The organism is Pseudoalteromonas sp. GABNS16E (assembly GCF_028598715.1).
GTDB classification, from domain to species: Bacteria; Pseudomonadota; Gammaproteobacteria; order Enterobacterales; family Alteromonadaceae; genus Pseudoalteromonas; species Pseudoalteromonas atlantica.
On sequence record NZ_JAQREZ010000066.1, the window covers coordinates 1 to 20,428 of the forward strand.

The window sequence follows — 20,428 nt, forward strand, 5'->3', positions numbered from 1 at the left end:
TGACCGACTTATTTGATGTAATAATACTTGATGTCATGTTACCTGACGTATCCGGTTGGAAAATTTTACAGTCGCTACGTGAAGCAGATAACAAAACCCCAGTACTATTTTTATCTGCTCGCGATAGCATAGACGATAGAGTAAAGGGGCTCGAACTTGGTGCTGATGACTATTTAATAAAGCCTTTTGCTTTTGCTGAAGTTTTAGCAAGAGTACGCACTCTTATTCGCCGTGGTGCAGTACAAACAGTTGACGATATACTGATCGTTGCTGATTTAGAAATGGATATTCCAAAGCGAAAAATACAACGTGCAGGCAAGCGTATTTTATTGAGTAATAAAGAGTTTAGCTTACTTGAACTATTGTTACGGCGCGAAGGTGAAGTACTGCCACGTTCGTTAATTGCTTCTCAAGTATGGGATATGAATTTTGATAGCGACACCAATGTGATTGATGTTGCCATTCGTAGGCTAAGAGCAAAAGTTGATGATGACTTTACTATTAAATTAATTCATACGGTTCGTGGTATGGGCTATAAATTAGAGGTTGAAACTGATGGCTATTAAGTCACGGCCTTTATCACTTACGATGCGTGTTGTGTTGTTTGTGGCTGTAACCGTTATTGCGTGCTTAACTTTAGTTGCCACCTTAATAAATAGTTCGATAAAACATCATTTTTTCAAGCAAGATAGTAGTGAACTGCATGTTATTAATCAATCTATTGAATTAGTTTTAAGACAACAGTATAAATCAAACCTGAAACTTAAAAATGAATTATCTAACGCTGTAGCGGGTCATCACGGTGTTTACTATCAGGTAAATACCGCAAAAGGAGAGCTCATTTTTCAAAGTTCTGAACGAGATTTTAGTGATTTTGTAATGAGTGCTAAGGCTTCAGCTGGCTTTAACCGTAACAACATTACCTCATGGCAAAATGATACCCACACCTACCGAGCTCTGGTGAGTAATTTAAGTACTGGGCAACAGCAATACGAAATTACTACAGCGATAGACATGAGCTTTCATTTACACTTTCTCAATCAATTTCAACAAAGCCTTTGGGCTATTATGTTTGGCTCTGCGGTACTCATTTTATTGGTGGCTTGGTTTGCTATACATCAAGGATTAAACCCTTTACGAGGTTTGAGTCAGAAAATGCATGATATCCAAACTAATAAAATGGATGTAAGGCTTGATGAAGGCCAAGTACCGATTGAGCTTGTTAATATGGTGCAATCTTTCAATGCAATGCTAGACAGGTTACAAGGTGAGTTTATCCGCCTATCAAATTTTTCCAGTGATATTGCTCATGAGCTACGTACACCGCTTACCAATATAATAACTCAAACACAGGTTGGTCTATCTAAAAAAAGACAATCCGAAGAGTACCAAGAGTTATTATTTTCTAACCTCGAAGAGCTTGAGCGGCTAACTAAGATGGTTAACGACATGCTTTGGCTGGCAAAATCTCAAAACGGCCTAATTAAACCAGCCCAAGATATTTTATCCAGCCATGAAGAAATTGAGGTGCTGTTTGAGTATTTTGATGCATTAGCTGAAGAGTCATCGCTGATACTTCATAAAGCAGGTGAAAACATCAGCTTTTATTGTGACAAGCTACATTTTCGTCAATTGTTATCAAACCTGTTATCGAATGCTATAAGATATGCACCGAAGGGGTCATCAATTACGGTATGTAGTGAAATAACATCTGCTGAAAAAGTATGTATCTGTGTGAGTAATACCGGTGAGAAAATACCTTCTGCACATTTACCTTATTTATTTGATCGCTTTTATCGATCAGATAAGTCTCGTCAACGCCATAGTGATGGCGCTGGTTTAGGGCTCGCTATAGTTAAAGCCTTAGCTGAAGCTAATGGCGGGAATGTAAAGGTTTGTTCAAACGATCAGAATACCTGCTTTAATGTTTATTTAAATTTATTTAAATTTATTTAAATAGTATTCATTTAATGTCAGCTATACTAATAATCGGCTCATGTGTTGAAACTTGCCTTTGACAATTGTACTTATTCAGTTAAATAATTATTTTACCTTTTCCACATTGTTAGTTCAGCCGCTTTATATTGATATTGTAGTATCGTAAGTGCTAACCCATTATGTTGAGCTGCAATATTTGTTATATGGCTTTTTAATTGTTGAACTTCATCAGGGTACATCTCATTTAACCTTGTTTCATTTTTTAGGCGATGCTTTAAGCAATTGAAGATATATTAATTTTTCTTCAGTAAAAATAACTCTGACTCAAGATCATTTATCTTTTTTAAGTGCTGGTGATTTGAAAGCGCTAGGGCATTGTGGGTAGAAGCCATTTGTGCCATTTGCTCTTTTAAGCTGGCTATTTCCGCTCGATATTTTTCTTTTAACCGTTTCTCGTTGGCAAGCTTTTCACGTAACTTAGTAACATCTGAGTTTTGCTGTGCTTGCTTTTTTGTTATAGCTTTTGATTTTAGTAGTTTAATTTTTTCAATGACGTCTGAGTAATAGTAAGCTGAGCCATTACCAAGGTTAGCTTCTTCCTCAACTGCAATGGCACTTAAACCTCGTTTGGCATCAATACGTACTGTATCGCCAGAAAGTATCCTGTCAATTGCGCTTAGAAGCTCTAACCTTGTATTCTCTGACTTACTCAAAGCTGTCTGATCTCAATTTCGGGTTTGTATGGAGTGTAGCTTATCTCAAAGTAGTCCATAACCTTTTCAGCTGCACGTAATTGCGTAATAAAATGGCTTAGCTGCGATTGAGATAGTTTAGTATGCTGCTCCATTTCAGTTATAGTCTCAACAATCCACTGATGTCGTTTTTGCCAAGCTTGTGCTTTTGTTTCGTCTATAACAACGTTTTCACAGTTAAAGCAGTTGGTTGGTGATACTACCTTTTCCATTCTGCATTCATAACCAGCCATGCAGTAGGAGTGAAGTGTACCAGCAATAGATATTCTACCAGCAGATACTTGAGCATATAATGCATCCCAAGATGAGTATTTTACAGCGGTATTTTCTCTATCTTTAACAACATCTATACCTTTCTTACCAAATAGCTTGTCATCTGAGTTATACCACTGATGCAGCAGTTGTGTAGTGACTTCTCTATCTACTTCTTGAAGTAAATTATTGAGTTCTGAGTCCACTTTTACATGTTTTATTTTGGCTGCTACGCCTCCTTCTGAGTACCATTGAGACATTGGTAAATATATATGCTTATACTGTTGTTTAATGGCAACGTCAGAAAGTAAATTATAGCGTTTACCAAATACTGCAAAGGTTCGTCTGAGTTGGTGAGTTGTCAATGCCCATGGTTTGCCAACAATAATTTTCTGTTTGTAGGCGTGTATGTTTAGGTTGGGGTTTAGAAGCTTAAATTCTTCATAGTCTTGCTCGTTTACAATAGCGCCAGCTTCCTTTACAAGTCTTTGATAGTGCTTGACAAAAGGAGGTCCTGTAAATATGTTTGGTGTTCGACTTTTTAGTTTCTGTACTAACCAAATACTGGAGGCACGCTCGTTATCCAGCCTATCATCAGAGAGCATTAGCTGAATACGCATATTCTGAGTTAAAGCTGATGCGAGTTCTATCGCTTTTCCTGCTATTGGAGATGTTAGCCACTCAGCTTTTTCTGGAACTGCAGGAGTCATTTTACTATGCATTGATTGCAAAGAATAAAATGTCTGTTCTTTAAGTTTTAATGTTTTAAAGCTATCAGAATGTAGTCCATAAAGCTCGCTTCTTCTCATACCAGAAAACGCACCGCAAACTAAAAAACAACACATTAAAATGTGAGAATACAGCCAATCAAATTCAGTGATCTTGAGGGGAATTAATCCCTTAATTTCAATGTTTGAAGCGTAACTTTGAAGTATGTCAGTTGGCTTTTGTGGTTTAGCTTTGGTTATTTCAGCTTTGTAGTGAGGTGAATTTGATGTGAGCCAGTTCCACTGGCCTGTTTTTATTTTTCTGTCGACAACAGCCTTGCCTATTTCATAGTTATCTTGTTGCTCGGTCTGGATAGCTAATAATGTATCTCGAATAGGATAGTAAGTATCTATATACTCGATAGCCTTTGAGTATATGAGTTGCATCAAGCGTGATGGTATAGCGTAAAACTGCTCACTTTCTAGTTTGGTTGGGCAACCTAATTGACGGCCTAATTCTGTAATTGATGTCGTCAAAGGTAATGATAGTTTTATGGGGGTTTGTTTTCTTACAGCCTGAATCCAATTTAATGCAACAATGAGTTTAGAAATATATGGTCCACTCATTTTAAGTGACTTTAAATATTCGCAAAACCTAGAAAACTGTATGGGATGGTTCAGAACACAAATCGAATCTGCTTTGATAGATTCTATGTATTTATATACTTGGGTTAAATTGAGATTTCTCTCTAAAAATGTTGTAGTTTTAATCGTTGCTCCTTGCCTTAGGGTACCAACCGCAAATAAACCAAGGAATGCGAGTAATTTTTGTTCTTGCAACAAGGAAATGGTTGTTAAATGAGTAAAAGAAGCCCGCTTTTTCGAAACAATTTTGACATCTATATAATGTGTTACATCCCAGGTTTGGTCGCCGAAATGGCTTAAAACGTTCCCATCCTGATCTATCATTACAGGGGTTTTGTTGAGGTTATCCCAATCTTTACTTTTATAATACTGTATTGCACGCTCTACAAGAACAGTGTTCTCTTTTATAATTTCCTCTGGAGTAGCTAGTAGTGGCCTCATAATCACCTCTTATAAAACCAAATTAAGCGTATCGGGCCAAAAAGGGTGACGACCATTGGTATGTAGCTTCCGCTCAGCTTGCCTGCGTACTTTTAAGTCGATACTAAAAAGCACTTGCTTTATTTTGCTTAGTACTCGATCAAAATTGTTTTTAAAGTGTGACATGTTGAGGTGATCTTCTTTGGCATCCTCTAATGCTTCGTAAAAGCTCAATAAACACCAGATATCATCAACTTCTTCAACCAGCACTTGGTTTGGGCAAGAAAAGCAATTCAATAAATCAGCACAAGCGAGATGACTCATGTCCACACTATCGATTGAGGCCTTTCTTCGAAAACGATCTCCATGGTTATCAAAGGGGTCTTTGCAACCTGTACCTAAAGGTGTTTTTTGACCATTCCCTGATTTAGCATAGCGGTTTACGAATTCATCATAGGGTAGTATTTCTAGATTCATTTGCTCAAGAGTTTGTTCTCGTGCTCTACTAATATCACCACATTTAATTGCATTTTCTAAGGTGTTAGCTGTGGCTTGAAGTTGGGCGTTATTTTCTGACTCGTTACCTCTGCTATAGTGTTTTCGCACTACATCAGGTGTGTTATTGAGCAACATGGATGTTTCGAGTGAGTTTCCTGTGAGCGCTAAGTAATTAGATGCACCTGTAGCTCTAAAGCGTTTAGCTTCAGGCCTAAGTTGTTGACCATTGTCATCAGTCAAATCGAATATGTTAATTAGCCAATTCATATTGGAACGAATATGCGTTGGGCACAAGGGCTTATTTATCCCGTTAAGACATTGATGAAGTAGTCTATTGGCATCTGGAAACAGCACGTGCGTAAGGGTGATAAGGTCATTAATAAAATTTAGCGCATGCTTTGGAATGTCTGTGCTAAGATTATCGCCGAGCTCGATGGTAACAAATTTATTAGCTCTCTTCTTTAACGCTGTTTGCACAAACCACTTACCTTGCTGTCCCTTTTTTTGTGAAGATTTGGGGATATCCATATCTCTTATCGTACTAGCGTTTGCCCATGTGTAATAGGCAAGTAAGAAATATGCAGCACAGTAACACTTGGTAATAGCACCACTTACAGGCACTTCGATTTTATTAAAAGAAAAGTTCGCGTATTGGTCGCTTCTCCTTGCTTGAATGTATTCTTTAGGTGAGGTTTGAATTTGCTTGGAAAGCTGAAAATATAGTTCTTTTAGTATTTTAATTAACTTTTTCAATTCAGATTCTGAGTATGCTTGAGTTGGATTTATTTGGCTGCGAAATAGTTTGAATTTAGAAAACCACTCATCAACAGGGTGATCTAGCATCTTCATTATTGTTCTTATACTACTTAATTCACCTTTTGCTGTGTTTGAACTTTTGCTGCCAATTCTAACGCTGTGAACTAGAGCTGTTTCAAATGCATTGATACCCTCTTTTGAATCTGGATTTACTGGAATACTGTCACAAATATTCACATACCGTGTAAATGTTCTAAAAAGGGTATTCATTGTTGTGTCAGTATATTCTGTATTAGCTTTGAATGCTTGATACCACTTAATAATTTGGTTGTCTCGGTTAAGCAAAGTACCCCGATGCATTTCAAAAAGTTTAGGCACGCCTTTGTATCTAAATCTTTGAAAGTCTGGGTATACAAATTGATCACCATAAATATTTAACTTAAGTTTAAGGTCAATATTTAAATTTGATTTGTTAATCACGAGAGATCCTCATTAATGACTGACTCCATAACTTGATCTAAAAAGCAAACTGCACGTATCGATGCCTTGCTTCGGTTTATAAAGTTCAGGTATCGCCAAGTTGTTTTCTCATCTTTATGTCCCATCCACCCCATGATTAATGACATAGCATCGAATGGTGACAACCCAACTTTTTCGTCTAAAAGGGACGCAAGGCGAAATGTACCGTAAGTTGCACGTAAATCGTGAGTTCTATGCTGAAAGTGGGTATTTAGCTCATTGCGTATGTAATTACGAGTTAAGCTAAAGTGACGCTGTATTGCATTGGTAGTATATGGTTTACCTCGATTGGTAATTAATAATTCCGTAATCGGTTTATCGGTTTTAGACTCTCTTTTCTGGCGACGCTCACTAATCAAGTAGCGATGCATCTTGTTCATTAACAGTGTTGGAATTTCGATAGTTCTGACTGAGCCAAATTTGGTGAGTACACCGTTATGAGGTCCTATACTAACTTGAATATGGTATTTATTCGGGTCACATCTATTCACTAGATTAGCAGGAAAGGTGCAGGCTTCTTCTATACGAAGGCCGCACATGAGTTGTAATAGTTGATGTATTTGGAACTCAATTGACTGTTCTTTGAGTGCTCGCGAATATAATTTTACCTCATCTTCTGTAAGGGGATTCAAGCTTTGCTCTGGTGTACGCCTTGGGACCCTGATCCTTAAGTCTGAGCTTCTAACAACATAATTACGATTGATATGCGCAAGCATCCCAGTCGTTTTGATGCTAACAAACTCTACTTCAAATGGTTTATTTTCCTTAGAGAAGTTAATTAACCTCTCGTAATATGCCCACTCGTAGAATTTAATTATATGGTTCATATATACAGCTGCTGTTGAACTATTTAGCTCACCGGCTTTCACTGAGGCCAAAAGATCTTGGTTTCGGAAAATATATGTGGGCTTATTTGATTTGATAGTTGGAAAGTCTTTCCAAGAGAGTTCATGGCTTTTTAAAAAGCGCCAATATCGACTTATGGCACGAACGTTTGAATTGATGTTTTTTGCGCGCTTAACGTTAATGAGGTGATTCATCCAAAGGTTTATTGGCATGACGTATTCACCATCTTCATAAAAAGTTGGAAAGCCTTTTAGCTGAATGCTTGATTTTGTTTTGCAAAAGGGAGTTTGGATCTCAGTTTTAAAATCATCTGATTGAACTATTGTGAGCATGAAAAAGCCGACCAAAAATTGTACGTTACTTGGTCAGCTTAGTTCGTTTTCCAGAGTTAGCAAATGTAAAGTTTCACTTTTCCAGAGAAAAATTTACATAGTAACAAACTCTTCTGAGCCTGTAGGGTGCAGTGCAACAACAGCATCAAAATCAGCTTTAGTTGCGCCCATTTTCATAGCAACCGCAAAGCCTTGAATCATTTCGTCAACCGCAAAACCAATGCCGTGTAAGCCAACTACTTTTTCTTCAGGGCCTACGCATACAAGCTTCATTGCACACGGTTGGCGGTGTTGTGTAACGGCTGTGTACATAGCGGCAAAGCCCGACTTGTACACTTTTACATTTTCTTCGCCGTGGCGAGCAATAGCTTCTTGCTCGGTTTCACCAATAGTACCAATAGGTGGGTGGCTAAATACCACAGTAGGTACAAGGCTGTAATCCATTTTTAAATCATCAGGTAGGTCTTTATTAAATAAACGCTCTGATAGGGTACGGCCGGCTTTAACAGCGACAGGCGTAAGTTCTATACCGTGCTCAATAATATCGCCTACAGCATAAATACCAGGTACGTTTGTATTTTGATATTCATCTACTTTTACATAACCAGAGCTATTTAGTTCAACCCCTGCTGCTGCAATGTTAATTACATCGGTGCTTGGCTCGCGGCCAATAGCCCAAATTACTTGGTCAACATTTTGGCTGTAACCATTTTCAAAATGAATGGTTAAGCTACCATCGCTTTCTTTAACAATTTCTTTAGGCGAGCATTCGGTATGCAGTGTTGGGCCTTCTTTTTTCATGATCTCTACCAGGGTTTCAACCAGTAGCGTATCAAAATTACGAAGCGGCGCGTGTCTGCGTACAAATAAATGAGTTTCTGTGCCTAAACCATGCAGTACACCGGCAAGTTCTACAGCAATGTAGCCTGCGCCAATTACCGCTACTCGCTTTGGCTGCTCTGTTAATTCAAAAAAGCCATTTGAGTCTATACCGTACTCAGCACCTGGAATATTAGGAGTATGCGGACGTCCACCTACTGCAATCAAAATATGATCAGCCGTGTAATGCTCGCCGTTTACTTCTACGGTTTTGCTATCAACAAATTTAGCAAAACCATTAATTACGGTTACGCCATTGTTAGCTAAACCGTTGTCGTATCCTTTATGAATGCGACCAATGTACGCTTCGCGGCTCTCAACGAGTTTGCTCCAGTTAAAGTCTTTTACTTCTACGTTAAAGCCGTAATCAGGTGCATATAAGTTAATTGCTTCAGCAACTTGTGCGCCATGCCACATTACTTTTTTAGGCACACAGCCTACATTAACACAGGTGCCGCCCATGTGTTTTGCTTCGATAAGCGCTACTTTAGCGCCACGCATTGCCGCACGGTTAGCAGAGGCAATACCGCCACTACCACCACCAATCGCAATGTAATCAAAATGCTGAGCCATGTTTTATCCTCAAAAAATATATTTAACTATAATGTGCCGATGATAGCATATGCTAAGTGCAAGTCACCCAGCGCGGCGCGCTAAAAAGCTGATAAATACAACAAACGAAATTGTTTATTATGCCGATCAGTTTCATCCTAAGCTATATTAGACCCATTAATGGAGGCTTGTATTTCACCGTTTTGCCCCAACTTCAAATTCATAGTCAATTAAATTGAGAAAATTCATGAGCGAAGCACAAACAAATCCACTCATTGGCCTAGAAGGCTTACCCCCGTTTTCAAAAATAAAGCCAGAGTACGTAGTACCGGCACTAAAGCACGGTATAGAGCAATGTCGTAAAGCCATAGATGACGTGTTAGCGAAAGGCTCGTTTACATGGAACGATTTAGTATTACCCCTTGAAGAAGCCGACGATAAACTCTCGCGTATGTTTTCACCGGTATCGCACCTTAATTCAGTCATGAATAACGACGAGCTGCGTGAAGCCTACGAGCAATGTTTACCACTTATATCTGAGTACTCAACATTTGTCGGGCAGCATCAAGGCCTGTACGAAGCGTATAATGCGCTTTATAACAGCGACGAATTTAAAACACTCAGCACTGCGCAGCAAAAAACCATCACCAACGCTCTACGTGATTTTAAACTTTCAGGCATTGCATTATCAGCAGAAGATCAAAAGCGCTACGGCGAAATTAGCACGCGTTTATCTGAACTAGCCTCTAAATTTGGTAACAACGTAATGGATGCAACGCTTGCATGGCATAAACACATTACCGATGAAAGCCAATTGGCAGGCTTGCCAGAGTCGGCATTAGCGCTTGCTAGCGAAACAGCTAAAAGCAAAGGTTTAGACGGCTGGGTATTTACGCTTGATTTTCCGTCTTACTTACCGGTAATGACCTATGCAGATGACCGCGAACTGCGCAAAGAAACCTACACAGCATTTTGTACGCGCGCTTCAGATCAAGGCCCTAATGCGGGTGAGTTTGATAACTCAGCCATTATGAAAGAAGAGCTTGCACTACGCCATGAGCTATCGCAGCTGTTAGGGTTTAATAACTACGCTGAAAAATCATTAGCAACTAAAATGGCTGAGTCGCCAGCGCAAGTTTTCTCATTTTTAGAAGACTTAGCCGCTAAGTCTAAGCCTCAAGCAGAGCAAGAAGTGGCAGAACTAAAAGCCTATGCTGAGCAACACCATGGTATTACTGAGCTTCAAGCATGGGATTTTGGTTACTACAGCGAAAAGCTCAAGCAAGAAAAATACGCAATTTCAGATGAAGTACTGCGCCCTTACTTCCCTGCAGATAAAGTACTTAGCGGTTTATTTGAAACCGTTAACCGCCTTTTTGGTATTAAGGTAAAAGAAGTAAGCGACTTTGATAGCTACCACAGCGATGTTCGCTTTTTTGAAATTTTTGATAGCAGTAACACATTGCGCGGTCGTTTTTATCTTGATCTATATGCACGTGAGCGCAAACGTGGCGGTGCATGGATGGATGACTGTATGGGGCGTAAAGTGCGCGCCAGCGGCGAATTGCAAACACCCGTGGCATACTTAGTGTGTAACTTTAATAAAGCGGTAGGCGACAAACCAGCGCTATTTACACATGACGAAGTAACCACGCTTTTCCACGAATTTGGCCATGGTATACACCACATGCTTACCCAAGTTGATGCTGCTCCTGTTGCTGGTATTAACGGCGTTGCATGGGATGCCGTAGAACTACCAAGCCAATTTTTAGAAAACTGGTGTTACGATGAAGAAGCGCTGAGCTTTATTTCAGGCCATTTTGAAAGTGGTGAGCCATTACCAAAAGAGCTACTTGATAAGCTACTGGCTGCCAAAAACTATAATTCTGGCATGCAAATGCTGCGTCAGATTGAATTTTCATTGTTCGATTTTAGAATCCACCACGACTACCAGGCAAACCAAGAGTGCCAAATTCAAGCAATTTTAAACGACGTACGTAGCCGCACGTCGGTGGTTAACCCGCCTGAGTTTAATCGTTTTCAACATGGCTTTAGTCATATTTTTGCAGGTGGCTACAGCGCCGGTTACTACTCGTACAAATGGGCTGAGGTACTCTCTGCCGATGCATTTTCTAAATTTGAAGAAGACGGTATTTTTAACGCCGAAACAGGTAAGGCCTTCTTAGAAAATATTTTAGAAAAAGGCGGCAGTGAAGAACCTATGGAGTTATTTAAAAAGTTCCGTGGTCGCGAGCCAAATGTTGATGCCTTACTGCGTCACAGTGGTATAGCTGCATAAACAACTACTTAACCTTATAAAGCGCCTATATGGCGCTTTTTTATGTTTTTTAATATATTGGCCAATTGTTTCTAGTAATTTTAACCTCCCGTACTATGCTTTGTGTATACGCAGTAAAATGGACTAGGGCATGGCAAAGTTGGTACTAACGATTGATGACGATTTATATGTTCATCGAATTATTGAAGAGGCTTTAGCGGGCTTTTGTAAGCTTATTCACGCTAAAGATGGCGAACAAGGACTTAAGCTAGCCAAAAAGCACACGCCCGACATAATTTTACTTGATATAGAAATGCCCGGTAAATCCGGCTACCAAGTATGCCAAGCACTAAAAGAAGATGAGTCAACACACGATATACCCGTTATGTTTTTGTCCTCTAAGGTGGAGCTTAACGATAGAGTAAAAGGCTACAGCGTAGGCGCGTCTGACTACATAATAAAACCCTTCAACACCGAAGAGCTAATGGCACGCATTAAAGTGCTTTATGAGTACCGGCAGCAATGTGAAAAGCTAAAATTTGATGTAGCTAAAGCGCAAGATACCGCCGCAATGGCTTTGGCGGAGTCGGGGGATATGGGGCGTATTGTTAGGTTTGTGGGGCAAAGCTATCACTGTCATAACTTTCATTCGTTAAGCGAGCACTTACTTGCCTTTTTCAGCCCGTTTAATTTAGACGTGGTTATTGTGTTTTGGTATCAGGGGGGGAGCTATTTTTATAGTTTAGAAAGTGGTGTATGCCCGCTCGAGCAGGAGCTTTTAGAGCAGCACCGTAATGCCAATCGGTTTGTGGATATTGGTAACAGCACCATTATTAACTACCCCAAAATATCTTTATTAATTAAGAATATGCCGGCTGATAATCGTGCTTTATACGGCCGTTATAAAGACTTATTCCCGCACATACTCGAAGTGACAAACGAAAAGGTCGTTGCTATGGAAAGAAACGAAAATAGCTTTGAACAAGCCGCCCAAATTAGCACTGCTTTGCAAGATATAGTAAAGCAACTTACTAGCCAAAATGTTGTACAAAACGACTACACAAGGCAGTTTATAGAGCAGCTTCATGAACTCAACTGTGCAATTAAGCAAACACAAGCACACGCTAATCCTGCTGATTTAACTTTATACATGTCGCAATTAGACGAAACTATGCAGCTGCTAGTAACCGCAAATAGTGATTTAGCGTTTATAAAGTACCAGCTTAAACAAGTGACCGAGAGCCGCAACGAATTATTGTGCAACTTACGCTCTAAAGTAGAGGAGGCCAGCTCACATAGTCTTGCGCATCAAAGCGATATAGAGCTATTTTAGTGCTTTAACGCTTGTTATACTGCAGCTGAAATTTTTCGTCGGAGTGTGTAGTGGTTATTCAGTGTGCTTTTAAAGAGTGTCGCCCATATTTAAATGAGCTAGAAACGCGTTTTAACTTAGCCCAATGGGCGCAAAGTTGTAGCGGTTTTACTCTGCATTACGACGATAAAGGCCTTAGCCTTTTAAAAAGCGACGAGCCTAAACTTGGCGCAATAAACGTAGACTTTGTAACTGGTGCTGTTGCTCACAGGCGTAAGTTTGGCGGCGGCAAAGGCCAATCAATCGCAAAAGCGGTAGGGTTAAATAAAGGCGCAACCCCTGTTGTACTTGATGCCACTGCCGGGCTTGGCCGAGATGGCTTTGTGCTAGCGTCACTTGGTTGTAAGGTTATACTGCATGAGCGCCACCCTGTGGTAGCAGCTTTATTATTTGATGGCTTAAAACGCGCTTACGAAGATGCAGAGATTGGTTCTTGGATGCAGCAAAATATGAGCTTAGTGTTTGGCTCAAGCCACACGTTGTTAGAGCAGTGCGAGAGCATGCCTGATGTAGTGTATTTAGATCCTATGTTTCCACACCGAGAAAAATCAGCGTTAGTTAAAAAAGAAATGCGTGTATTTCAGGCATTAGTAGGCGCAGATACCGACGCAGATGACTTACTTGAATTCGCCTACCCACTTGCCAGTAAGCGTGTGGTCGTTAAACGCCCCGATTACGCCCCATTTTTAAACAATCAAACCCCCAGCATGCAAATTAAAACAAAAAAGAACCGTTTTGATGTGTATGTAAAAGCGGCCATGGTTTAACGGTATTTAGCGTGTTGATCGGCTTTAAGGATCTAGGATCTTAGCGCGCTTTTATGTTAGAATTCGCACAATTTTTTGGCATAGTAAAGTAGCACAGCAATGATCTTAGATGATATTCGCATCGTTTTAGTTAATACCTCACACTCTGGCAACATTGGTTCGGCGGCTCGCGCCATGAAAACCATGGGTTTATCAAAACTGTATTTAGTGGACCCTGCTTGTGAAGTAGACAGCCATGCAAGCGCCTTAGCAGCCGGTGCAACCGATGTTTTAGGTAATGCGGTTATTGTTGATACCGTGGCTGATGCGATTGCCGATTGTGCATTAACTATTGGTACGAGTGCTCGTTCACGCACGCTGTCTTGGCCTATGGTTGAGCCACGTGAGTGCGGTGAAAAGCTAGTTGCTGAGGCTGTAAACGGCCCTGTAGCGCTTGTATTTGGCCGTGAAAACAGCGGTTTAACTAACGAAGAGCTACAGCTGTGTAATTATCATGTATGTATTCCTGCAAATCCACAGTACAGCTCGCTTAATTTAGCTATGGCGGTACAAACACTAAGCTACGAAACGCGTATGGCGTTTTTAAATCAGCAGCCAAAGGCTGAGCAAGCAGACGATGAGACTGCTTACCCAAGCTCAAAACAAACAGAGTTATTTTACGAGCATTTAGAAGAGACGCTCGATAACACCGGTTTTATTATTAAGCAGCATCCAGGTTTAGTAATGACCAAGCTACGCCGTTTGTTTAACCGTGCACGCCCAGAAGAGGCAGAGCTGAACATACTGCGCGGTATTCTTACCTCAATTAATAAATCTATTCCTAAGTAAGGTATAGCGATTGGTTATAAAAACCTGCGGGTAAATAACGAGCTAATACTTGACTAAAACACTCAAGTAATTACAATACACCTAATACTTGACCAAAAAGGTCAGGTATTAAAAATTTGTTAATAGAACAGTGTTCTCTAATCAAATTTTTATCAAGTGATAATACTTGACTATTTTACTCTGGTAATTAAAATTTGCACTCTTTTGTGCGGGGGGCGTTATGAAGTTAACATCAAAAGGCAGATATGCCGTAACAGCTATGCTGGATGTTGCACTACATGCGAGTGTAGGTCCTGTTGCCCTTGCTGATATTTCACAAAGACAAGAAATTTCTTTGTCTTACCTTGAGCAATTATTTGCCCGTTTACGTAAAAATGGCTTAGTGAGCTCGGTTCGTGGTCCTGGCGGCGGTTATTTGCTAGGCCGAGAAGCCGCGGTTATCTCTGTTGGCGATGTAATTAGCGCCGTAGACGAATCGGTAGATGCAACACGTTGCCAAGGTGCCGATACCGGGTGTCAAAGCGGTATGCGTTGTTTAACTCATAACCTATGGTCTGATTTAAGCGCACGTATCGAAGAGTTTTTAAATAATATTACCTTAGCTGAATTGGTGGAAAAATCAGATGTGAAAGAAATCGCATCTCGCCAAGATAACAGCATCAATAATGCAATTAAGCAGTTGGAAAACATTCAAGTAAGCTGTCAACTATAAAAGTTGACCTGCAGCGGAGAGAGAAATGAAGTTACCGATTTATTTAGATTACGCAGCGACCACGCCTGTTGACGAGCGTGTTGCAAAAGAAATGATGCAATGCCTGACAATGGACGGTAATTTTGGTAATCCTGCGTCACGTTCGCACCGTTTTGGTTGGCAAGCTGAAGAAGTAGTTGACCAAGCGCGTACAGACATTGCCGATTTAATTAATGCCGACCCGCGTGAAATTGTTTTCACATCGGGCGCAACAGAATCAAATAACCTTGCAATTAAAGGTGCAGCGCAGTTTTACAAAAAGAAAGGTAAGCACGTTATTACCGCTAAAACTGAGCACAAAGCAGTAATCGATACGTGTCGTGAACTTGAGCGCCAAGGCTTTGAAGTAACCTACATGGACGTTGAAGAAAACGGCCTGTTAGATCTTAAAAAGCTTGAAGAAACTATGCGTGACGACACTATTCTTGTCAGCATTATGCACGTTAATAACGAGCTAGGTGTAATTCAAGATATCAATACTATTGGCGAAATGTGTCGCGAACGTAAAATTATGTTCCACGTAGATGCAGCACAAAGCGCAGGTAAAGTATTAATCGACGTACAACAGCTTAAAGTTGATTTTATGTCGTTCTCAGGCCACAAAGTATATGGCCCTAAAGGTGTTGGCGCACTTTACGTTCGTCGTAAACCACGCGCTCGCCTAGAAGCGCAAATGCACGGTGGCGGCCATGAACGTGGTATGCGTTCAGGTACACTTGCAACTCATCAGCTAGTAGGTATGGGTGCAGCATTTAGAATTGCTAAGCAAGATTTTGAAAAAGATCACGCACACATCAGCGCATTACGTAAACGCCTAATTGACGGCATTATGGCTGATATGGACGAAGTATACTTTAACGGCGCACAAGACCAATCAGTACCAGGTATTGTAAACATCAGCTTCAACTTTGTTGAAGGTGAGTCGTTACTTATGGCAGTAAAAGACATAGCGGTATCATCAGGGTCTGCGTGTACATCAGCAAGCTTAGAGCCTTCATATGTACTACGCGCACTTGGCCGTAACGACGAACTAGCACACAGCTCAATTCGTTTTAGTATTGGCCGTTTTACTACCGAAGAAGAAATTGATTACACCGTTGAATTAATGAAAAACTCTATCGGTCGCCTACGCGAGATGTCTCCTTTATGGGAAATGCATCAAGAAGGTGTTGATTTAGATTCAGTTGAATGGGCTCACCACTAATACGAGTGAGCACCTACCGTAGCAGGTAATGAGGATAGAATTATGGCTTATAGTGATAAAGTAATCGACCACGTAGAAAACCCACGTAACGTTGGTGTTTTAGACAAAAATGATCCGTCAGTGGCAACGGGTATGGTTGGCGCACCAGCATGTGGTGACGTAATGAAATTGCAAATTAAAGTATCGTCTGAAGGCGTTATTGAAGATGCAAAATTTAAAACATACGGTTGCGGCAGTGCAATTGCTTCATCATCGCTTGTAACAGAGTGGGTGAAAGGCAAAACACTAGACGAAGCATCAACTATTAAAAACACTGACATCAGTGCAGAGCTTGAATTACCACCAGTGAAAATTCACTGTTCAATTTTAGCTGAAGATGCAATTCAAGCAGCAATTGCTGATTACAAAAGCAAACAAGCGAAGTAAGAGAAATTCATGGCAGTGACATTGACAGATGCGGCAGCAAACCGCGTACAATCATTTTTAGCAAACCGCGGTAAAGGTTTAGGCCTGCGCGTTGGCATTAAAACGACGGGCTGTTCAGGTCTTGCTTATGTACTCGAGTTTGTTGATGAGCTTAACGAAGACGATGAAACCTTTAAAGCTAAAGGCGTTACCTTAATTGTTGACGCTAAAAGCTTGGTTTACATTGACGGCACTGAGCTTGACTACACCAAAGAAGGCTTAAATGAAGGGTTTAAATTTAATAACCCTAACCAAGCCGACGAGTGTGGTTGTGGCGAAAGCTTTACTGTTTAAGCTCAGCTACCTTTGTAGTATTTTTAAGCCCTGCCAGTAATTGTAGGGCTTTGTTATTTGTGAAATTTGTATTTCTAAATTTTATTGGTTGAAGCTATGCGTTACTTTGAGTTATTTGCAATACCAGTTGATTACAACATTGACTTGGCAACAATAAATAAGCATTACCTAGAGCTGCAGCGCGCAGTGCATCCCGATCGCCACGCCAATGCGAGCAGCCGTGATAAGTTAATGGCCGTACAAAGTACCGCTGAAATTAACGATGCGCTACAAACGCTAAAACACCCAGTAAAACGAGCTGAATATATGCTCAGCGAACTAGGTGTTGATATTCGAGCTGAGCAACAAACACTGCAAGATCCAATGTTCTTAATGCAGCAAATGGAACTGCGTGAAGAGCTTGAAGAGCTCGCTTCAGCAAGTAATCCTGAGGCCGCTATCGCCAATTTTGAATCACAAATAAAGCAATTAAAAATCCAATACAGTAATGAACTTGCCGAGCAACTTGCAAGTAACGACGAGGCGCAATATCAACAAGCTGCTGACAACATTCGCAAATTAAAGTTTGTATATAAATTAGAAAACGAACTTGAGCGCATTGAAGACAGTTTATTTGACGATTAATTACTTGCTGTAAAGCGAGCAACACGAGTTTAAAGAGCATTATGGCATTATTGCAAATTGCTGAGCCGGGGCAGAGCGCGGCACCACATGAACACAAATTAGCAATAGGTATTGACCTAGGTACCACTAATTCATTGGTTGCAACGGTACAAAGTGGCGAAGCCCGCACATTAACAGATGACCTTGGTGCAGCGATGTTGCCATCGGTTGTGCGTTACCAAGCTGGCGGCATCACGGTAGGTACCGATGCTGCACAAGCTGCAACACAAGACCCAGCCAATACCCTTATTTCAGTTAAGCGTTTTTTAGGTAAAACCCAAGCTGAAATAGAGCAAAGCTACGGCCAATTACCGTACCAGTTTTGTGAAGATAACGGCTCGCTTGCCATTCAAACCGATGCCGGAAAAATCAGCCCTGTTAAAGCCTCTAGCCATATTTTAGCGGCTCTAAAAGCGCGTGCAGAGCAAAGCTTTGGTAATCAAGACATTTTAGGTGCAGTAATTACCGTGCCTGCGTACTTTGATGACGCACAGCGCCAAAGCACTAAAGATGCAGCAGAGCTTGCTGGCATTAACGTATTACGTTTATTAAACGAGCCAACCGCTGCGGCAGTCGCTTACGGTTTAGACTCGGGCCAAGAAGGTATCATTGCTGTTTACGATTTAGGCGGCGGCACCTTTGATATTTCAATACTTCGCTTACACCAAGGTGTGTTTGAAGTAATGGCAACTGGCGGTGATTCAAGCTTAGGTGGCGATGATTTCGATTCGCTATTAGTCGATTACTTTAAGCAGCAAACCGGTATTTCGGCATTATCGCCTTCTGTGCTTCGCTTATTTATTAATAAAGCAAAAGCCTGTAAAGAAGCGCTAAGCCAGTACGCAAAAGTAAATGTAGTGCTTGAATTTGACGAGCAAAAACACACCGTAGAAGTGACACGCGAAACCTTTGACGAGCTGGCTATGCCACTTGTTAAAAAAACACTTCGTTCGTGTCGTCGTGCTGTAAAAGATGCTGGCATCGAAAATGAAGAAGTGCTACAAGTTGTAATGGTAGGCGGTTCAACTCGCATGCCACTGGTTCGCAGCCAAGTAGAAGGTTTTTTTGAAAAAGAGCCGCTTACTTCAATCGACCCGGATCGTGTTGTTGCACTAGGTGCCGCATTACAAGCTGATGTATTAGTAGGTAACAAGCCCGATTCTGACATGCTATTACTTGATGTATTGCCACTGTCACTTGGCCTTGAAACGATGGGTGGGTTAGTTGAAAAAATAATTCCGCGTAATACCACTATTCCTGTTGCTCGTGCACAAGAATTTACTACCTTTAAAGACGGCCAAACGGCAATGTCTTTACATGTGCTACAAGGTGAACGCGAACTGGTTGACGATTGCCGCTCGCTGGCTAAATTTAGCTTAAAAGGCATACCGGCTATGGCAGCAGGCGCTGCACATATTCGTGTTACCTTTAAAGTGGATGCCGATGGCTTGTTAAGTGTATCAGCAATGGAAAAATCAACTGGTGTGCAAGCTGAAATCCAAGTTAAACCATCGTTTGGCTTATCTGATGACCAAGTAGCTAACATGCTTAAAGAGTCAATGAGTAACGCTAAAGACGACATGCAGGCACGTATGCTTAAAGAGCAACAAGTAGAAGCGCTACGTGTTATAGAAGCACTAGAGGCGTCACTAGCTAGCGACGGTGACTTGCTCGACGATATTCAACTTGCTAATTTAAAAGCTGAAATAAGTGAGCTTGATAAAGTGCGCGAAACCGCACAGCAGCCAAGTGATATTAAAGCCGCAATTGAAAAAGTAGATAACGCTAGCAGCGATTTTGCTTCGCGCAGAATGGATGCATCAATTAAAAAGGCCCTTACAGGGCAGTCAGTAGACAACGTTTAAAGAGGTTAGAATGCCACAAATTATTTTTCTTCCCCATCCGGAATTATGTCCTGACGGTGCAGCACTTGAAGCGCCTGCGGGCGAAACAGTCCTTGATGTGGCCCTTAAAAACGGCATTAGCATTCCACACGCATGTGAAAAATCGTGTGCATGTACTACATGCCATTTAGTGATCCGCGAAGGCTTTGACTCACTAGATGAAAGCGATGAGCTAGAAGACGACATGCTAGATAAAGCATGGGGCTTAGAGTCAGAATCTCGCTTAGGATGCCAAGCAGTTATTAGAGATGAAGACTTAGTAGTTGAAATACCTAAGTACAATCTCAATATCGTTAATGAAGAGCACTAGTTTTTAATTAACGAGAATTTTTTAAAAGCCGCTGTTTTTACAGCGGCTTTTTTGTTTAAGAGATTGTATAAGCACGTAGCAGCGACTTTATGTCGCGTTTTTTAAATAGGCCTAGATCTAAAATGATCACGTTTTTCAGGTCGAATTGCAGTCAAGGAATTATCGCTTTTGGCTAAACCCGCTTATATGGACTCCTCCGATTGCACAAGCCTTTTTTACATTAAGCTGATGTGATTGCGTACTTATATACGGACTCTAATGAGGCGCTACCTCGGTCACTTTGATGTTTTCGCGCCCTTGTGCCTTATCTGCTACACGGTATCTTCGTACACTAGCGGGTTTTCAGGCTATCAAGGGTAGGTCTCACCACTTAATGCTCTATCTTGGCTTGTTCAATTCTTCTGCTTACTGATTTTTTATTCTTTTACTTTAGGCTGTCAGTGCTGTTGGCTCATAATTCGTTCCTTTTTTAAGTAAGGCATAAGCTGTTCTCATT

At 40.8% G+C, this 20,428-nt stretch carries 18 protein-coding genes; 13 read left to right on the plus strand and 5 right to left on the minus strand.

The window, feature by feature from the left end; translation table 11 throughout:
• The coding region (locus PSI06_RS18600) for a winged helix-turn-helix domain-containing protein (protein WP_273605055.1) at positions 1 to 566 on the plus strand (566 nt) is incomplete at its 5' end.
• Complete coding sequence (locus tag PSI06_RS18605) at positions 556 to 1,956, plus strand: heavy metal sensor histidine kinase (protein WP_273604541.1); 1,401 nt, start codon at positions 556 to 558, stop codon at positions 1,954 to 1,956. The genes PSI06_RS18600 and PSI06_RS18605, both read left to right, overlap by 11 nt.
• A gap of 275 nt (positions 1,957 to 2,231) precedes the next feature.
• Here PSI06_RS18605 and PSI06_RS18610 read toward each other — a convergent pair whose 3' ends face one another.
• From PSI06_RS18610 to gorA, 5 genes are all read right to left on the minus strand, one after another.
• A complete protein-coding gene (locus PSI06_RS18610) occupies positions 2,232 to 2,651 on the minus strand; it encodes a hypothetical protein (RefSeq protein ID WP_064668647.1) in 420 nt (139 codons plus the stop codon).
• On the minus strand, positions 2,648 to 4,735 hold the full coding sequence (locus PSI06_RS18615) for an integrase (RefSeq protein WP_182758719.1): 2,088 nt from the start codon (positions 4,733 to 4,735) through the stop codon (positions 2,648 to 2,650). The genes PSI06_RS18610 and PSI06_RS18615 overlap by 4 nt, the downstream gene beginning before the upstream one ends.
• A 9-nt stretch (positions 4,736 to 4,744) precedes the next feature.
• Positions 4,745 to 6,448 carry a hypothetical protein gene (locus PSI06_RS18620; RefSeq protein WP_182758718.1) on the minus strand — a complete coding sequence of 568 codons (1,704 nt, stop codon included), beginning with the start codon at positions 6,446 to 6,448 and terminating at the stop codon, positions 4,745 to 4,747.
• Positions 6,445 to 7,665 carry a tyrosine-type recombinase/integrase gene (locus PSI06_RS18625; protein ID WP_008467214.1) on the minus strand — a complete coding sequence of 407 codons (1,221 nt, stop codon included), beginning with the start codon at positions 7,663 to 7,665 and terminating at the stop codon, positions 6,445 to 6,447. The genes PSI06_RS18620 and PSI06_RS18625 overlap by 4 nt, the downstream gene beginning before the upstream one ends.
• A gap of 93 nt (positions 7,666 to 7,758) precedes the next feature.
• Positions 7,759 to 9,117: a glutathione-disulfide reductase gene (gene gorA, locus PSI06_RS18630; protein WP_273604542.1), complete on the minus strand. Its 1,359-nt coding sequence runs from the start codon at positions 9,115 to 9,117 to the stop codon at positions 7,759 to 7,761.
• 226 nt (positions 9,118 to 9,343) lie between these two features.
• Between gorA and prlC the strand changes: the two genes are divergently transcribed.
• From prlC to fdx, 11 genes are all read left to right on the plus strand, one after another.
• On the plus strand, positions 9,344 to 11,395 hold the full coding sequence (prlC, locus tag PSI06_RS18635) for an oligopeptidase A (RefSeq protein WP_273604543.1): 2,052 nt from the start codon (positions 9,344 to 9,346) through the stop codon (positions 11,393 to 11,395).
• A 130-nt stretch (positions 11,396 to 11,525) separates the two neighbouring features.
• On the plus strand, positions 11,526 to 12,707 hold the full coding sequence (locus tag PSI06_RS18640; RefSeq protein ID WP_273604544.1) for a response regulator: 1,182 nt from the start codon (positions 11,526 to 11,528) through the stop codon (positions 12,705 to 12,707).
• Positions 12,708 to 12,757: 50 nt separating this feature from the next.
• Positions 12,758 to 13,513 carry a class I SAM-dependent methyltransferase gene (locus PSI06_RS18645; RefSeq protein ID WP_004585768.1) on the plus strand — a complete coding sequence of 252 codons (756 nt, stop codon included), beginning with the start codon at positions 12,758 to 12,760 and terminating at the stop codon, positions 13,511 to 13,513.
• A 99-nt stretch (positions 13,514 to 13,612) separates the two neighbouring features.
• Positions 13,613 to 14,341: a tRNA (cytosine(32)/uridine(32)-2'-O)-methyltransferase TrmJ gene (gene trmJ, locus PSI06_RS18650; RefSeq protein WP_054982876.1), complete on the plus strand. Its 729-nt coding sequence runs from the start codon at positions 13,613 to 13,615 to the stop codon at positions 14,339 to 14,341.
• Between the two features lie 220 nt (positions 14,342 to 14,561).
• Positions 14,562 to 15,053, plus strand: a complete 492-nt coding sequence (iscR, locus tag PSI06_RS18655) for a Fe-S cluster assembly transcriptional regulator IscR (protein WP_004585770.1) — start codon at positions 14,562 to 14,564, stop codon at positions 15,051 to 15,053.
• Positions 15,054 to 15,078: 25 nt separating this feature from the next.
• Positions 15,079 to 16,296 (plus strand): IscS subfamily cysteine desulfurase, encoded by a 1,218-nt coding sequence (locus PSI06_RS18660; protein ID WP_004585771.1) that lies wholly within the window; start codon positions 15,079 to 15,081, stop codon positions 16,294 to 16,296.
• Between the two features lie 42 nt (positions 16,297 to 16,338).
• Positions 16,339 to 16,722, plus strand: a complete 384-nt coding sequence (iscU, locus tag PSI06_RS18665; protein WP_004585772.1) for a Fe-S cluster assembly scaffold IscU — start codon at positions 16,339 to 16,341, stop codon at positions 16,720 to 16,722.
• A gap of 9 nt (positions 16,723 to 16,731) precedes the next feature.
• A complete protein-coding gene (gene iscA, locus PSI06_RS18670) occupies positions 16,732 to 17,055 on the plus strand; it encodes an iron-sulfur cluster assembly protein IscA (RefSeq protein WP_004585773.1) in 324 nt (107 codons plus the stop codon).
• Positions 17,056 to 17,151: 96 nt separating this feature from the next.
• A complete protein-coding gene (gene hscB, locus PSI06_RS18675) occupies positions 17,152 to 17,679 on the plus strand; it encodes a co-chaperone HscB (RefSeq protein WP_273604545.1) in 528 nt (175 codons plus the stop codon).
• Positions 17,680 to 17,720: 41 nt separating this feature from the next.
• A complete protein-coding gene (hscA, locus tag PSI06_RS18680) occupies positions 17,721 to 19,583 on the plus strand; it encodes a Fe-S protein assembly chaperone HscA (protein ID WP_273604546.1) in 1,863 nt (620 codons plus the stop codon).
• A 10-nt stretch (positions 19,584 to 19,593) separates the two neighbouring features.
• Positions 19,594 to 19,932, plus strand: a complete 339-nt coding sequence (gene fdx, locus PSI06_RS18685) for an ISC system 2Fe-2S type ferredoxin (RefSeq protein ID WP_004585776.1) — start codon at positions 19,594 to 19,596, stop codon at positions 19,930 to 19,932.
• Positions 19,933 to 20,428: the final 496 nt, after the last annotated feature.

Excerpts from the sequence above, each read along its gene's own strand:
- PSI06_RS18660 (WP_004585771.1), top strand. The coding sequence starts at position 15,079 with ATGAAGTTACCGATTTATTTAGATTACGCAGCGACCACGCCTGTTGAC.
- PSI06_RS18640 (WP_273604544.1), top strand. The coding sequence starts at position 11,526 with ATGGCAAAGTTGGTACTAACGATTGATGACGATTTATATGTTCATCGA.
- gorA (WP_273604542.1), bottom strand. The coding sequence starts at position 9,117 with ATGGCTCAGCATTTTGATTACATTGCGATTGGTGGTGGTAGTGGCGGT.
- hscA (WP_273604546.1), top strand. The coding sequence starts at position 17,721 with ATGGCATTATTGCAAATTGCTGAGCCGGGGCAGAGCGCGGCACCACAT.
- prlC (WP_273604543.1), top strand. The coding sequence starts at position 9,344 with ATGAGCGAAGCACAAACAAATCCACTCATTGGCCTAGAAGGCTTACCC.
- hscB (WP_273604545.1), top strand. The coding sequence starts at position 17,152 with ATGCGTTACTTTGAGTTATTTGCAATACCAGTTGATTACAACATTGAC.
- iscA (WP_004585773.1), top strand. The coding sequence starts at position 16,732 with ATGGCAGTGACATTGACAGATGCGGCAGCAAACCGCGTACAATCATTT.
- iscR (WP_004585770.1), top strand. The coding sequence starts at position 14,562 with ATGAAGTTAACATCAAAAGGCAGATATGCCGTAACAGCTATGCTGGAT.
- fdx (WP_004585776.1), top strand. The coding sequence starts at position 19,594 with ATGCCACAAATTATTTTTCTTCCCCATCCGGAATTATGTCCTGACGGT.
- PSI06_RS18615 (WP_182758719.1), bottom strand. The coding sequence starts at position 4,735 with ATGAGGCCACTACTAGCTACTCCAGAGGAAATTATAAAAGAGAACACT.
- PSI06_RS18625 (WP_008467214.1), bottom strand. The coding sequence starts at position 7,665 with ATGCTCACAATAGTTCAATCAGATGATTTTAAAACTGAGATCCAAACT.
- trmJ (WP_054982876.1), top strand. The coding sequence starts at position 13,613 with ATGATCTTAGATGATATTCGCATCGTTTTAGTTAATACCTCACACTCT.
- iscU (WP_004585772.1), top strand. The coding sequence starts at position 16,339 with ATGGCTTATAGTGATAAAGTAATCGACCACGTAGAAAACCCACGTAAC.
- PSI06_RS18605 (WP_273604541.1), top strand. The coding sequence starts at position 556 with ATGGCTATTAAGTCACGGCCTTTATCACTTACGATGCGTGTTGTGTTG.